11 protein-coding genes and 1 riboswitch are annotated in these 15,209 nt (G+C 71.3%); of the genes, 7 read left to right on the top strand and 4 right to left on the bottom strand.

The window, feature by feature from the left end; all coding sequences use genetic code 11:
• Positions 1-6 precede the first annotated feature (6 nt).
• Entirely contained in the window at positions 7-1,701 is a 1,695-nt protein-coding gene (locus tag IEY91_RS25860) for a flavin monoamine oxidase family protein (protein ID WP_189175884.1), read from the top strand.
• Positions 1,702-1,707: 6 nt separating this feature from the next.
• On the opposite strand, the gene IEY91_RS25855 is transcribed toward IEY91_RS25860, so the two are convergent.
• On the bottom strand, positions 1,708-2,430 hold the full coding sequence (locus IEY91_RS25855; RefSeq protein WP_268240911.1) for a DUF5995 family protein: 723 nt from the start codon (positions 2,428-2,430) through the stop codon (positions 1,708-1,710).
• Positions 2,431-2,628: 198 nt separating this feature from the next.
• Complete coding sequence (locus IEY91_RS25850; RefSeq protein WP_189175883.1) at positions 2,629-4,011, bottom strand: uracil-xanthine permease family protein; 1,383 nt, start codon at positions 4,009-4,011, stop codon at positions 2,629-2,631.
• A gap of 193 nt (positions 4,012-4,204) precedes the next feature.
• On the opposite strand from IEY91_RS25850, the gene IEY91_RS25845 reads away from it, so the two are divergent.
• A complete protein-coding gene (locus IEY91_RS25845; RefSeq protein ID WP_189175882.1) occupies positions 4,205-5,512 on the top strand; it encodes an alginate lyase family protein in 1,308 nt (435 codons plus the stop codon).
• A gap of 88 nt (positions 5,513-5,600) precedes the next feature.
• Here IEY91_RS25845 and IEY91_RS25840 read toward each other — a convergent pair whose 3' ends face one another.
• Positions 5,601-6,848 (bottom strand): MFS transporter, encoded by a 1,248-nt coding sequence (locus IEY91_RS25840; protein WP_189175881.1) that lies wholly within the window; start codon positions 6,846-6,848, stop codon positions 5,601-5,603.
• 169 nt (positions 6,849-7,017) lie between these two features.
• Here IEY91_RS25840 and IEY91_RS25835 point away from each other — a divergent pair, with 169 nt between their 5' ends.
• Entirely contained in the window at positions 7,018-8,190 is a 1,173-nt protein-coding gene (locus IEY91_RS25835) for an ROK family transcriptional regulator (protein WP_189175880.1), read from the top strand.
• A 196-nt stretch (positions 8,191-8,386) separates the two neighbouring features.
• Here IEY91_RS25835 and IEY91_RS25830 read toward each other — a convergent pair whose 3' ends face one another.
• Positions 8,387-10,711 (bottom strand): chitinase C-terminal domain-containing protein, encoded by a 2,325-nt coding sequence (locus tag IEY91_RS25830; protein ID WP_189175879.1) that lies wholly within the window; start codon positions 10,709-10,711, stop codon positions 8,387-8,389.
• Positions 10,712-10,949: 238 nt separating this feature from the next.
• A riboswitch (FMN riboswitch) is annotated at positions 10,950-11,080 on the top strand.
• Positions 11,081-11,285: 205 nt separating this feature from the next.
• On the opposite strand from IEY91_RS25830, the gene ribD reads away from it, so the two are divergent.
• From ribD to IEY91_RS25805, 4 genes are read left to right on the top strand one after another with little or no spacing between them, the layout of a single operon-like run.
• On the top strand, positions 11,286-12,557 hold the full coding sequence (gene ribD / locus IEY91_RS41960) for a bifunctional diaminohydroxyphosphoribosylaminopyrimidine deaminase/5-amino-6-(5-phosphoribosylamino)uracil reductase RibD (protein ID WP_373288022.1): 1,272 nt from the start codon (positions 11,286-11,288) through the stop codon (positions 12,555-12,557).
• Entirely contained in the window at positions 12,558-13,196 is a 639-nt protein-coding gene (locus tag IEY91_RS25815; RefSeq protein ID WP_189175878.1) for a riboflavin synthase, read from the top strand.
• The gene (locus IEY91_RS25810; RefSeq protein WP_164326451.1) at positions 13,193-13,858 is read left to right on the top strand and encodes a nicotinamide mononucleotide transporter family protein; all 666 of its coding nucleotides are present in this window, start codon (positions 13,193-13,195) and stop codon (positions 13,856-13,858) included. Before IEY91_RS25815 ends, IEY91_RS25810 begins: the two co-directional genes overlap by 4 nt.
• On the top strand, positions 13,855-15,186 hold the full coding sequence (locus IEY91_RS25805) for a bifunctional 3,4-dihydroxy-2-butanone-4-phosphate synthase/GTP cyclohydrolase II (RefSeq protein WP_268240910.1): 1,332 nt from the start codon (positions 13,855-13,857) through the stop codon (positions 15,184-15,186). The genes IEY91_RS25810 and IEY91_RS25805 overlap by 4 nt, the downstream gene beginning before the upstream one ends.
• The last annotated feature ends 23 nt before the right edge of the window (positions 15,187-15,209 follow it).

Below are 15,209 nucleotides of genomic sequence, written 5' to 3'. Positions count from 1 at the left end.
TACCTCATGACGTCCACGGTGCCCAACGCCGTCCAGCACACCGACGCGCAGCCGCCCATCACCATGTTCGGTCCGGACTTCCCCTACGCGTACGACGATTTCCTCGCGCACCCCGCGGGCCTCGGCCAGATACCCGCGACCGAGCACGGCACCGAGGTCGCCGTCATCGGCGGCGGGCTCTCGGGCATCGTGGCCGCGTACGAACTGATGAAGATGGGCCTCAAGCCCGTCGTGTACGAGGCCGACCAGATCGGCGGGCGCCTTCGCACCGTCGGGTTCGAGGGCTGCGATCCGTCGCTGACCGCCGAGATGGGCGCCATGCGGTTCCCGCCGTCCTCGACGGCGCTGCAGCACTACATCGACCTGGTGGGCCTCAAGACCCAGCCCTTCCCCAACCCCCTCGCGGAGTCGACGCCTTCGACGGTCGTCGACCTCAAGGGCGAGTCCCACTACGCGACGTCCGTCGACGACCTCCCGCAGGTCTACCGCGACGTGATGAACGCCTGGAACGCCTGTCTGGAGGAGGGCGCCGACTTCTCCGACATGAACCGCGCCCTGCGCGAGCGCGACGTATCGAAGATCCGGGAGATCTGGGCGAAGCTCGTCGAGAAGCTCGACAACCAGACCTTCTACGGCTTCCTCTGCGAGTCCGAGGCGTTCAAGTCCTTCCGGCACCGCGAGATCTTCGGCCAGGTCGGCTTCGGCACCGGCGGCTGGGACACCGACTTCCCGAACTCCATCCTGGAGATCCTGCGCGTCGTCTACACCGAGGCCGACGACCACCACCGCGGCATCGTCGGCGGCAGCCAGCAGCTCCCGCTGCGCCTGTGGGACCGCGAGCCGCAGAAGATCGTGCACTGGGCGCTCGGTACGTCGCTCAGCTCGCTGCACGAGGGCGGCGCGCCGAAGCCCGCCGTGACGCGCCTGCACCGCACCGCCGGAAACCGTGTCACCGTCACGGACGCGTCGGGCGACATCCGCACCTACCAGGCGGCGATCTTCACCGCCCAGTCCTGGATGCTGCTCTCGAAGATCGAGTGCGACGACACGCTGTTCCCCATCGACCACTGGACGGCGATGGAGCGGACCCACTACATGGAGAGCTCGAAGCTCTTCGTGCCGGTGGACCGGCCGTTCTGGCTGGACAAGGATGAGGAGACGGGTCGTGACGTGATGTCCATGACCCTCACCGACCGTATGACGCGCGGGACTTACCTGCTCGACGACGGGCCGGACAAGCCCGCCGTCATCTGCCTCTCCTACACCTGGTGCGACGACAGCCTCAAGTGGCTGCCGCTGTCGGCGAACGAGCGCATGGAGGTCATGCTCAAGTCGCTCGGCGAGATCTATCCGAAGGTCGACATCCGCAAGCACATCATCGGCAACCCGGTGACCGTGTCCTGGGAGAACGAGCCCTACTTCATGGGCGCGTTCAAGGCGAACCTGCCGGGCCACTACCGCTACCAGCGGCGCCTGTTCACGCACTTCATGCAGGACGACCTGCCCGCGGACAAGCGCGGCATCTTCCTCGCGGGCGACGACATCTCCTGGACGGCCGGCTGGGCCGAGGGCGCCGTGACGACCGCGCTGAACGCCGTGTGGGGCGTCATGCACCACCTGGGCGGCGCGACGGACGCGACGAACCCCGGGCCGGGCGACCTGTACGAGGAGATCGCGCCGGTGGAGCTGCCGGAGGACTGAGGCTGCTCAGTCCGGCAGCGGTGTGAGCAGCATCCGTCCCACGAGCCCCACCGCGTCGTCCAGGCGCCCCCGCAACTCCTCCGCCACGCCCGGGAAGTCCCGCAGCGCCCACAGCACGCGGGCCGCCGACCACGCGCCGTCCCGGGCGCGGTCCAGGCTCCAGGAGCCGAGCAGGTGGGTGAGCGGGTCGGCGACCTGGAAGAGGTCCGGGCCCGGCATCAGGTCCTCGCGGATGCGCTCCTCCAGGGAGACGAGGATGTCGCCGACCCGGTCGAACTCGTCCTCCAGGTCGGCCGGTTCGCAGCCGAGGCCGTGGCAGGTGTCCACGACGGCGAGCGCCAGGTCGTGGCCGATGTGCGCGTTGATGCCGGCGAGCGCGAACTGCAGGGCCCGTACGCCGGGGTGGCGGCGGAGCTGGAACAGGGGGCGCCAGCACGCGGGCGTGAGGCGGTCCGCCGTGGCCGCCTCCACCGCCTCCAAGTAGCGCTCGGCGAACCGGACGTCGAGGGTGACAGCCGCCCGCGCGTCCGGGAACCGGCCGACGGCGACGCCGCGGCCGACCTCCTGGGTCACCGCCAGATACACGCGGTTGAAGACGGCGACGCCGTCGCGGCGCGGCCAGGAGGCGTCGAGGACACGCATCCGCGCCGCCACCGCGTCGACTCCACGCGCCGCGGCCGCTGCGCGCGTCGCGTGCGTGCGGTCGGCCAACCCCTCGGTCTGCCCCATGGGGGCAGGGTCCCAGGCGGGGGCCGAGGCGGCGCGGCGGCTGGCTGAGGTTTCCCCGAAACGGGGGATCTGGCGGGGCGCCTTGTGCGGACTGTACGCCTTGGGCCAGGGGCCTATGGGGCCTTCGCCCCCCCTCCCCCCTTTTCGGCCTTCGGCCTCGTCCTCAAGCGCCGGACGGGCTGGTTGTCTCCGGGCCGGCTATCTCGTCTGCTCGTCGTCGTACTTCGACGTTCCCGCGTCCAGGAGGGGTTCCTGGGTCTTCAGGTGGGGCGGGGCGAATGCCCGCAGTACGTGGTAGCCGGTGATGACGACGATCGTGCCCAGGGCGATGCCGCTCAGGGAGAAGGTGTCGGTGAACTCCAGGGAGACGTTGCCGACGCCGATGATGATGCCCGCGGCGGCCGGGACGAGGTTCAGCGGATTGCGCAGGTCCACGTCGGCGTTGATCCAGATCTGCGCGCCGAGCAGGCCGATCATGCCGTACAGGATGACCGTGATGCCGCCGAGGACACCGCCGGGGATCGCGGCGACGACCGCGCCGAACTTGGGGCACAGGCCGAAGAGGAGGGCGAAGGCGGCCGCCGCCCAGTACGCCGCGGTGGAGTAGACGCGGGTCGCGGCCATCACGCCGATGTTCTCGGAGTACGTCGTGTTGGGCGGGCCGCCGACCGCGGTGGAGAGCATGGACGCGGCGCCGTCCGCGGAGATCGCGGTGCCGAGCTTGTCGTCGAGCGGGTCGCCGGTCATCTCGCCGACGGCCTTGACGTGCCCCGCGTTCTCCGCGACCAGCGCGATCACGACGGGCAGTGCCACGAGGATCGCCGACCACTCGAAGCTCGGCGCGTGGAAGGACGGCAGGCCGATCCAGTCCGCGTGGCCGACCGCCGACAGGTCAAGGCGCCAGTGGTCGGTCAGCTTGCCGGCGGCGTCCGTCGAGTGGATCTTGCCGAAGACGGAGTCGAGGACCCAGGACAGGGCGTAGCCGAAGATCAGGCCCAGGAAGATCGCGACACGCGACCAGAATCCGCGCAGGCACACCACGGCCAAACCGGTGAACAGCATCACGGACAGCGCCGTCCACTGGTCCTGCGGCCAATAGGTCGCGGCCGTCACCGGCGCCAGGTTGAAGCCGATCAGCATCACGACCGCGCCCGTGACGATCGGCGGCATCGCGGCGTGGATGATCCGCGCCCCGAACTTCTGCACCGCGAGCCCCACCAGGAACAGCGCCGCGCCGACCACGAACACCGCGCCCGTCACCGTCGCGCTGGACCCGCCCTGCGCCCGGATCACCGCGGCCACGCCCACGAAGGACAGCGAGCAGCCGAGGTAACTGGGCACCCGGCCGCGCGTGGCGAGCAGGAAGATGACGGTCGCGACGCCCGACATCATGATCGCGAGGTTGGGGTCGAGGCCCATCAGGACCGGGGCGACGAACGACGCCCCGAACATCGCCACCACGTGCTGGGCGCCGAGGCCGAAGGTCCGGGGCCAGGACAGCCGTTCATCGGGGCGGACGACGGCTCCGGGCGCGGGGGTGCGCCCGTCCCCGTGCAGTCTCCAGCGCACGCCGAGATCCATGGTGAGTTCGCTTTCTGTGCGCGAGGACGAGCGGTGTCGTCGCAGGGACGGGCCGTGTCGTCATGTCGACGATCAGCGTCGACATGTTAATGCGACGTAAGGGTGGCTTCTTTCCGGCGTTCTTCCGGTACGTTGACATGGCCAGATCACTGAACAGAGTTCACGTATCTGAATCACGGATGATGGGAGAGGGATGAGTGCCCGTACGCGCATCGGCGCCCTGCTCACCGCCACGGCCGCCGTCGCCGCCGTCCTGGTGACGGCCGTCCCGGCGGCACCGGCACCGGCGGCCCCGGTGGCCCCGGAGTTCGCGGCCGCCGCGAAGCCCAAGGTCCCCGACACCGCCGTCCTCGACGGCAGTCGCCTGGCCGACGCCAAGCGGCGCCTCGACCGGGGCGACCCCCAACTCCGCCGGGCCCTCGGGGACTTGACGGCCCGCGCCGACAAGTGGCTCGGCAAGGGCCCGTGGACGGTCGTCGACAAGCCGAAGCCCGCGCCCGGCGGCGACCCCCACGACTATCTGAGCCAGGCCCCCTACTGGTGGCCGACCAAGCCCAAGACCCCCGACAACCCCTGGGGCTGCCCGTACGAGCAGCGCGACGGCGAGCGCAACCCCGAGGTCGACACCGGCACCGACCGGCGCGACGTGGAGAACGTCTTCGACTCGACGTACGAACTGTCCCTCGCCTGGTACTACACGGGCGACAAGAAGTACGCCGAGCACGCCGCGAAGGTCCTGCGCACCTGGTTCCTCGACCCGGCGACCCGGATGAACCCGAACCTGGACCACGGGCAGTTCATCCCCTGCAAGTACGACGGCCGGGCCATCGGCATCATCGACTTCTCGCAGTCGTACACCTCGGTGGTCGACGCCATCGCCCTCCTCGGCGCGGGCGCGCCGGGCTGGACGAAGTCCGACCGCACGAAGATGACGTCCTGGACCAAGAGCTTCCAGAAGTGGCTGGTGAACAGCGACTTCGGCAAACAGGAGGCCGCCGCGAAGAACAACCACGGCACCTTCTACGACATGCAGCTCGCCGCCCTCGCGTACGCCAACGGCGACAAGGCGCTGGCCCGCAAGACCGTCCTGAACGCCCGCGCCAAGCGCATCGACCCGCAGATCGCCGCCGACGGCAGCCAGCCGCAGGAGCTGACCCGCACCCGCAGCTGGCACTACTCGACGTTCGACCTGGTGGCGTACACGCGCCTCGCCGACATAGGCAAGCGGGTCGGCGTGAACCTGTGGGCGTACGAAGGCTCCGACGGGCAGAGCCTGTTCAAGGCCGTGGACTATCTGCTGCCCGCCGCGACGGGCGCCGCGAAGTGGCCGCACCCCGAGCTGGAGTTCTTCCGGTTCGCGGCGAGCGACATCGTGCACGCGGCCGCCGACGCCGGTTCGGCCACCGCCAAGGCGGCGGTGCCGAAGCTGGAGACGCCGCCCGGCGGGGACCTTTGGGCGCTGCGGCCGGCGGCGGAGCAGTTGGACTCGATCGCGGGGTGAGGTGCGCCCGCCGCGTGGCGCTTCCGGGCGGGGGTGCCGACTCCCGCCCGGAGGCGGTCGGTCGACCACCCAGGGGCCCGCAGGCCCGTCAGGACTTGCGGTCCGCCGGTGCCGTCTTCGCCTCCGCCTCCGCCGAACCGGCCCGCACCGACGGCGCCGGGCGGCCCGCCGTGCGCAGTACCCCCGCGAACGCCATGAGCCCGCAGGCCAGCACCGTGACCAGGCAGAAGGACGCCACCAGGCTTGTCGCGTCGGCGAGTGCGCCGATCATCGACGGGGCGACCAGGCTGGAGGTGTACGTGATGGTGGCGACGCCCGCGATGGCCTGGCTCGGGTTCGTGCCGCTGCGCCCGGCCGCGGCGAACGCCAGCGGGACGACGACCGCGATGCCGAGGCCCATGAGCGCGAACCCGGTCATGGCCATCGGCGCGTTCTGCGCCGTCACCACGAGCAGCCCGCCGAGCGCGGCGCACGCCCCGCCCGCGCGCACTGTGCGGACCGCGCCGAACCGGTCGACCACCTTGTCGCCCGCGAACCGCGCGACGGCCATCGTGAGCGTGAAGCCGGTGGTGCACGCGGCGGCCAGGCCCGCGGAGGAGTCGAGCACGTCCTTGAGGTACACCGCCGACCAGTCCAGGCTCGCGCCCTCCGCGAACACCGCGCAGAAGCCGACCGCGCCGATGAGCAGCGCCGACTTCGGCGGCAGCGCGAACCGCGGCGGCGCCTCCTCCTCGGGCGCGCTGCGCAGGTCGAGCACGCCCTGACAGGCGATCAGGCCGAGCGCGGTGAGCACCGCGGCGGCGAGGACGTGGTGCACGCGGGCGTCGACGTGCAGATGGGCGGCGACCGTGCCGCCCGCCGAGCCGATCAGGGCGCCCGCGCTCCACATGCCGTGCAGGCCGGACATGATGGACTTGTCCATGCGGTGCTCGATCTCGACGCCGAGCGCGTTCATCGCGACGTCCGCCATGCCCGACGTCGCGCCGTACACGAACAGCGCCGCGCAGAGCGTGACCAGGTTCGGCGCGAGCGACGGCAGGGTGAGCGCGAGCGTCCACAGGGCGAGCAGCCCGCGCAGCGCGGTCCGGGCGCCGAAGCGGTGGCTCACCCAGCCCGCCAGCGGCATCGCCACGGAGGCCCCGATCGCCGGGAAGGCGAGCGCCAGGCCGAGCAGGCCCGCGCTGATGTCCGCGTGGTCCTGGATCCACGGCACCCGGGTCGCGAACGACCCGGCGACCGATCCGTGCACGCAGAAGATCACCGCGACGGCGATCCGGGCCCGGCTCAACTGCTGCTTGCTGTAGACCGCCTGGCCCCGCGGGCCCTGTCCGCTCATCCGCTCCACCCCTCACACGGTCCCGTCCCGGCTCGCCGCAGTAAACTATCAGGAACCCTGCCTGATAAAAGGGATTCAGGGAACTGATCGAGCGCGACGACGAGTTGGGGTGCCCGACAGCGAGGTCGGGCGGTCCGGCGCGGCGCGAGCGCTGTGGAAGGATCCCGCCATGCCCGCATCTCCGAGCACCGCTCGGGCCATCAACGACCGGCTCGCGCTGGGTCTGCTGCAGAGCGAAGGGCCCTTGACGGCGGGACAGTTGAAGCAGCTCACCGGCCTGTCCCGGCCCTCCGTCGCCGATCTCGTGGAGCGTCTGCAGGGCGCGGGACTGATCGCGGTGGTGGGCGAGACGGGGGAGCGGCGCCGGGGGCCGAACGCCCGTGTGTACGGGATAGTCGCCGACCGGGCCCACCTCGCCGCGATCGACGTGCGCACCGAGAGCGTGTCCGTGGTCGTCGCCGATCTGCTCGGCGAGCAGCTCGCGGAGGCGTCCGTGCCGATCGGGGACGGCATCGGGACCGGGGCCGCCGTGGAGCGTGCCGTGGCCCTGGTCGAGCACACGGCCCTCGCGGGCGGCGCGAGCAGGCTGCACACGGTGGGCGTCGGCGCCCCCGGCCTCATCGACCCGGCGACCGGCGACCTGCGCGACTCGGCGGGGCTTCCCGCCTGGCACCGGCGCCTGGTCGCGGCGCTCACCGACCGGCTGCCCGCGCGCGTCCTGGTGGAGAACGAGACCAACCTCGCCGCCCGCGCCGAGCAGCGCGACGGCGCCGCGCACGACCGGGACACGTTCGTGCTGCTGTGGCTCGGCGCGGGCACGGGCGCGGCCGTCGTCCTCGACGGCACGCTGCGCCGCGGGGCCTCCGGCGGCACCGGGGAGATCGGCTTCCTGCCCGTGCCGGGCACCGCGGGGCTGCCGTCCGCGACCGCTTGCGACGGCGGCTTCCACTCGCTGGCCGGTTCGGCGGCCGTCGAGGACCTCGCCGCGGACCACGGCCTGAAGGAGCCGCCCGCCCCGCACGAACTCCCCGCCGCCGCACTGGTCCGCCGAGCCGTCGAGGAGGGCCACGCCGCGTTCCTCGACGCCCTGGCCGACCGCGTGGCCATCGGCGCCGCGTCCGTGGCCGCCGTCCTCGACCCCGGCTGCGTGGTCCTCGGTGGCGAACTGGGCCGGGCGGGCGGCGAGGTGCTCGCGGGGCGGGTGGGGGAGCGGGTGGCCGCGATGTCGCCGTTGCGGACGGAGGTGCGGGCCAGTGCGCTGGGTGGGGCGGCGGTGTTGAGGGGGGCGTTGCTCACGGCGCGGGATGCTGCGCAGGAGGAGTTGTTCTCGCCGGGGGCGTGAGGTGGTCACCCGGTCCGTAGGGCAGGAGGGGGGCACCCCCTCCAAGCAAGCGTGACGTAGTCACCGAGCGCCCGAAATGAGAGCCCGGCGGCGGGGCAAGGGCGTTTCTACCCGCCGCCGGGCGTTTGTGGGGGGAGCCGTCCGGGGTGCCGCCGGGGTCAGGACCCGGCGGTCGCCGTCGTGCGGTGTCGTGCGGTCAGCAGGCGCCCAGGTCCTGCCACACGCCCCAGTCGCCGGTGGTGCCGGGCTCCTCGCCCTTCGTCCACCACTTGGCCTTCCAGTGGTGCGACTTGTGGGACACGGTCGTCCCGTTGCCGTACTCGGACGACGCGGCCCACGCGGGCGACGTGCACGTGCCGGGCGGGTCCGTCGGGTCCGGCGGGTCGGTCGGTCCTGTGCCCGTGCCGGGCTCGACCACGGTCGTGCCGCGCGCCAGATCACCGGCCAGCGCGTACTTCGTACCGGCGATGTCCACCGTCCAGTTCGACGGCGTCGACACCGGCAGGTAGTAGTTGAAGGAGAGGTCCACCGACGCGCCGGGGGCCAGCGTCTGCCAGGCGGGCAGCTTCAGCGAGACCCGGTGGACGTCGCCCTTGAGGCCGCCGACGTTGTTGCCGGTGTGCCCGCTGCTGATCACCTTCGTGCCGAAGCCGGACTGGTCGGACGCGTTGGCGGGAGCGGAGGTCGAGTAGTCGAACTGGAACTCTGTGCCGCCGGGGAGCGTCGTCTTCGTCTTGTTGGTGATCTTCAGCTTCGGAGTGATCGGGTAGTTGGAGTCGCCGAGCTTGAAGTCGCCGAACTCCACGCCGATGTCGACGGCCTTGGTGGGCAGGTCCTTGCCGGCCACCTTCGCGCCGTACGGGGACGCCGACTTGAACTTGTCGTACATCGCCGTCGTCAGCGTGTCGCCGATCTCGTACTGCCCCTTGGCGGAGTCGTACGTGTAGTCACCGGCGAGCTCCCACACCATCGTGCCGCCGATGCCCTTGTCGACCACGTAGTCGGCCTTGGCCTTCACCGACTGCTCGTCCTCGGTGGACAGGAAGACCTTCTTCTCGGCGTTCCACAGCCAGGGCGCGACGAGCGTCGAGTCGTACTTGCGGGCGTAAGCGCCGGTGAGCTTGGTGTCGGCGGGGAAGCCGTACTTGGTCACGTAGTCCCCGACGACGCCCTTCTCCAGGTTCTTGGCGTGCCACATCGGGTTCGAACCGGCCGGGGACTCCTTGCCGTTGTCGTCCTTGTCGTGCCACAGGTTGTCGATGCCGACGGCACCGTCACCGCACTTGGTGAGCCCGGAGCCCGCCGGACAGTTCGTCGAGGCCGCCTTGCCCCACAGCCCGTCCGTGCCGCCCTGCACGTTCTTGAAGCCGCGGGTGTAATACGGCAGGCCGATGTTGATGCGGCCCGCGGGCATCGAACCGCGGAAGTAGTGATAGGCCCAGTCGGTGTTGAGATAGCCGACCCCGCCGTACTGCTGGCTGCCGTACACACCCGCCGCCGCGAGTTCCGCGTCCTTGCCGTCGTCGTACAGCGAGGCGTTCGGGCCGACGTATTCGTTCCAGGCGCCATGGAGGTCGTACGACATGATGTTGACGTAATCCAGGTACTTCTGGACCTGGAACGTCTCCATGCCGCGCAGCAGATAGCCGGACGACGGTGCGGCCACGGTCAGCATGTAGTGCTTGCCGTCGGCGGCACCTGCCCGGTCCAACTTCTCGCGGAGCGTCTTCATCAGGATCGCGTAGCCCTTGACCAGGCCCGCGCGGCGGCCGTTGGCGAGCTGCCAGTCCAGCGGGTTGCCCGCGTCCTTCATGGTCGTCGGGTATTCGTAGTCGATGTCGACGCCGTTGAAACCGTACTTCTTGATGAAGTCGACGGTGGAGTCCGCGAAGGTCTCGATGCCCGCCTGATTCACCGAGCCGTCCGCGTGGGTGGCCATCGAATAGAAGCCGCCGGAGTTCACGCGCTTGCCGTCGTCACCGAAGTAACCGCCGGTCTCGGCCCAACCACCCACGGAGACGAGCGTCTTCACGTTCGGGTGCTTCTTCTTGAACTTATTCAGCAGATTGAAGTGACCCTTGTAGGAGTACGCGGGGTCCATCTCCGCGCCCGCGACTCCCGGCCAGGTCATTCCGGTGGCGGCGTTCTTCTCGCCGTCACCGCCCACGGAGATCTTGTTGTCGCTCCCGATGTGCGCGAAGGCGTAGTTGAGGTGGGTGACCTTGTCCCAGGGGATGTCGGACGCGAGATAGGCGGGCTCGCCGTTCTTGCCGGTGCGCCAGCCGGTGAAGTAGCCGATGACGCGGCGCTGGTGGTCGGCGCCCATCTTCTCGCGGCCGTCGGCGTCGTAGACGGAGCAGTAGGGGACGTCGACGCCGGGAGTCCGGTAGAGGCCGTCGGGCCGACAGGACTCGTTGTCGGCGGCGTGCGAGGCCGTCGCGGCCAGAGTGCTCATCAGCAGCCCGGCGACCGCGGCGCCGACTGCCAGGAGCGTGGTTCTCGCTCGGGTGGGGGTGGGCACGTCGGTTCCTCCTGGGGAGGTTCGGTGTCGCACGGCGAACGGGGACGGCGGCCCACGGCGTGCGCACACCGGGTGGGCCTCTCCTCGGAGTGACGCAGACGTTAAAAGGACTAGACCAGTGCGTCAATAGGTATGGACCAATCCCTTTACGGGATCTTGCGCGTTCCTGTGAGCCAGCCCACAGACACTCGCCCGCATGGTCGTGACCAGGCGTGGCACACTGGCCTGGTACCAGAAGCAGCGCACTCCGGGGTCGGTGCAATTCCGAACCGGCGGTTACAGTCCGCGACCCGGCCGCCTCCAGCGGTCGGTTGACCAGGTGAAACTCCTGGACCGACGGTGAAAGTCCGGATGGGAGGCAGTGCGCGGCGAGCGGACACATGTGTCATGTGTGGCGCCTCGTCGTAATGGCTCGGTTCCCCAGGGGACCGGTCTCTTTCGGCGTCGGCGGTCCCGGCGATCCAGCGATGCCGGTGTTCCTGCTCGTGAGAACTCTGTCGTCATCGACAGGCCCCGGAGTCCGTGCCCGAAGAGGCAGGAGGACCCGGTGGCCACCGCAGCCGAAGCAGCCGCCATGCGCCGCGCCGTCGCGCTCGCAGCCCGCGGACTCGGCTTCACCAGCCCCAATCCGGTCGTCGGCTGCGTCGTCCTCGACGCCACCGGCGAGACCGTCGGCGAGGGCTACCACCAGCGCGCGGGCGGACCGCACGCCGAGGTGCACGCGCTGCGCGCCGCCGGAGAGCGGGCCCGCGGCGGCACCGCCGTCGTCACCCTCGAACCCTGCAACCACACCGGCCGCACCGGCCCCTGCGCCCAGGCACTCCTCGACGCCGGCATCGCCCGCGTCGTGTACGCCGTCGCCGACCCCACCCCCGACGCGACCGGCGGCGCCGCCACCCTGCGCGCGGCCGGCGTCGACGTCGAGCACGGCCTGCTCGCCGACGAGGCCGAGACGGTCAACACCGCCTGGCTGACCTCGGTCCGCACCGGCCGCCCGCACGTCACCTGGAAGTACGCCGCCACCCTCGACGGCCGCGTCGCCGCCGCCGACGGCAGCAGCCGCTGGATCACCTCCGCGGCCTCCCGCGCCGACGTGCACCGGCTGCGCGCCGAGTGCGACGCCGTGGTCGTCGGCTCCGGCACCCAGCGCGCCGACGACCCGCACCTGGCGGCGCGCGGCATCGAGGGCGCCGCCCAGCCGCTGCGGGTCGTCGTCGACACCCACGGCACCGCCGTACGGCCGGGCGCCCGCGTCCTGGACGACGCGGCGCCCACGCTGGTGGCGGTCGCGGAGGGCGTGGAGCCGCTGCCCGGCGTGGCGACGCTGCACCTTCCGTACGCGGACCAGAACGCGGACGCGGAACACCTGCCGTACGTGGAACGCGCCCCGCGGGCGGGCGGGAACGACGACGGGACGTCCGCGCGGCCGGGCACAGAGGACGACGAGGACCGGCTCGAACACCGCTTCACCGCCAGCGGCGGCGCCTACCGCGCACAGCGCCCGGCCCCCCGCCCCGGCAGCCCTACCCCGCAGCAGCCCGCGCAGCCCGCGCGCGGCCTCGACATCCACGCGCTGCTCGCCGAACTGCACGCCCGCGGCGTGCGCTCCGTGCTGCTCGAAGGCGGGCCGACGCTGGCCGGCGCCTTCGTGGCAGCGGGCGCCGTCGACCGCGTCGTCGGCTATCTGGCGCCCGCCCTGCTCGGCGCCGGACCCGCCGCCCTCACCGGCGGCGGAATCACGACCATCACCGAGGCGTTGCGCCTCGACGTGCGCGAGTGCGTCGCGCTCGGACCCGATCTGCGTATCACCGCGACCGTCGCGGCCCCCGGAACGAAGGAGCACTGAGTGTTCACCGGAATCGTCGAAGAGCTGGGCGAAGTCACCGCCGTCGAGAACCTGGACGACGCGTCCCGCTTCCGTCTGCGCGGCCCCGTCGTCACCGAGGGCGCGAAGCACGGCGACTCCATCGCCGTGAACGGCGTATGTCTGACGGTCGTGGAGCACGACGGCGACGAGTTCACCGCCGACGTCATGGCCGAGACGCTCGACCGGTCCAGCCTCGGCGCCCTCGTGCCCGGCTCGAAGGTCAACCTGGAGCGCCCGACGGCCGTCGGAGACCGCCTCGGCGGGCACATCGTGCAGGGCCACGTTGATTCCGTCGGCACGGTCCTTGACCGCAAGCCCTCCGAGAACTGGGAGATCGTCAAGGTCTCGCTGCCCGACGGGCTCGCCCGCTACGTCGTCGAGAAGGGCTCGATCACCGTCGACGGCGTGAGCCTGACCGTCGTCGACGCCGGGCCCGACTACTTCACCATCAGCCTCATCCCCACCACGCTCGCCCTGACCACGCTCGGCATCAAGCAGCCCGGCGACCCGGTCAACCTGGAGGTCGACGTCATCGCCAAGTACGTCGAGCGGCTGCTCGGCGCGCGCGCCGAAGCTCCCGCCGGGGCCGCGACGGCTGCCGAGGAGGTCCGCCGGTGAGCGCCTTCGACTGGCTGAACACGGAGGCCTTCACGGCCTTCGGGCAGCACATCATGTACTCCGACATGGTCGGCAACAGCGTCGGCCTGATCGCCCTCGCGCTCGGCTGGCGCCGCTCCATATGGACCTGGCCCGCGCAGTTCCTGTCCGGCGTCATCCTCGTGGCGGCGTACGCGTCCGCGCAGCTGTCCGGCGGTGTCGGCAAGCAGCTCCTCGTCATCGCCGTCGCCGTGTGGGGCTGGCGGCAGTGGACCTCCCGCGGCACGCAGCGGGCGCAGGACGGCAGCGTCGCCGTCCGCTTCGCCACCTGGAAGGAGCGCGGCTACCTGCTCGCGGGCACCGCAGTCGGCACCCTCGCGGTCGGCGCGCTCTTCACGGCCCTGCCCGACCTGTCCTGGAACCCCTGGCCGGACGCCTACATCTTCGTGGGCACGCTCGCCGCGATGGTCGCCCAGGCACGCGGCCTCGTCGAGTTCTGGTTCGCCTGGCTGCTCGTCGACATCGTCGGCGTCCCGCTCGCGTTCTCCAGCGGCCTCGCCTTCTCCGGTCTTGTGTACGTCGTCTATCTCGCCCTCGTCCTCTGGGGCCTGCGCGACTGGTGGCTGCGCTCGCGGCAGACCGCCCCCCAGCAGCGGACCGCTCTGGAAGGAGCCCCGGCATGACAGCCCAGCCCACTCCCGCCCCCCTGGACGAGGAGCCGACCCCGGCCCGTCCGGCCTACTACACGGCCGACAACACCGAGGACCTGTGCCTCGACCCGGTCGAGATGGCCATCCGCGACATCGCCGCGGGCCGGCCCGTCGTGGTCGTCGACGACGAGGACCGCGAGAACGAGGGCGACCTCGTCATCGCGGCCGAGAAGGCCACCCCCGAGATCGTCGCCTTCATGATGAGCGAGTGCCGCGGCCTGATCTGCGCGCCCATGGAGAGCGACGAACTGGAACGCCTCCAGCTGCCGCAGATGGTCGAGAACAACACCGAGTCGATGACCACGGCCTTCACCGTGTCCGTCGACGCGAGCGGCGCCCACGGCGTCACCACCGGCATCTCCGCCGCCGACCGCGCCACCACCCTCCAGCTCCTCGCGAGCGGCAGGGCCGACGCGGGCGACTTCGTGCGCCCCGGCCACATCTTCCCGCTGCGCGCCAAGGAGGGCGGCGTCCTCGCGCGCGACGGCCACACCGAGGCCGCCGTCGACCTCGCCCGGCTCGCGGGGCTGCGTCCCGCCGGGGCGATCGTCGAGATCGCGGGCGAGGACGGGCGGATGCTGCGGCTGCCCGAGCTGATCCCGTTCGCCCGCAGGCACGGCCTGACGATCATCTCCATCGAGGACCTGATCGCCTACCGCCGCACCGCCGAGCCCACCGTGCGCCGCGAGGCCGAGGTCCGCCTGCCCACCTCCTACGGCGAGTTCACCGCGTACGGCTACCGCTCCACCGCCGACGGCGTCGAGCACGTCGCCCTCGTCCACGGCGACATCGGCACCGGCGAGGACGTCGTCGTACGCATCCACTCCGAGTGCCTGACCGGCGACGTCTTCCACTCGCTGCGCTGCGACTGCGGGCCGCAGCTCCAGGAGTCCATGCGGCGCGTCACCGACGCCCGGCGCGGCGTCGTCGTCTACCTGCGCGGCCACGAGGGACGCGGCATCGGCCTGCTGTCCAAGCTGCGCGCCTACGAACTCCAGGAGCGCGGCAGCGACACCCTGGACGCCAACCTCGAACTGGGCCTGCCCGCCGACGCGCGCGACTACGGCGCGGGCGCCCAGATCCTGGAGGACCTCGGCGTACGCAGCCTGCGGCTGCTCACCAACAACCCGGACAAGGTCGAAGCCCTCTCCCGGCACGGCCTGAAGATCACCGCGCGGGAGCCGATGCCGGTCACCGTCGGCGAGCACAATCTGCGCTACCTGCGCACCAAGCGGGACCGCATGGGCCACGACCTGCCCTGGCTCGACACCCCGGACATGTCCGCCTGCGGCAACCAGTAGACACACCACCACCCGTCATCTGA

It is taken from the genome of Streptomyces lasiicapitis, assembly GCF_014646335.1.
GTDB classification, from domain to species: domain Bacteria; phylum Actinomycetota; class Actinomycetes; order Streptomycetales; family Streptomycetaceae; genus Streptomyces; species Streptomyces lasiicapitis.
The sequence above is the reverse complement of the archived record's forward strand: the minus strand, read 5'-3'. Positions and strand labels throughout refer to the sequence as shown.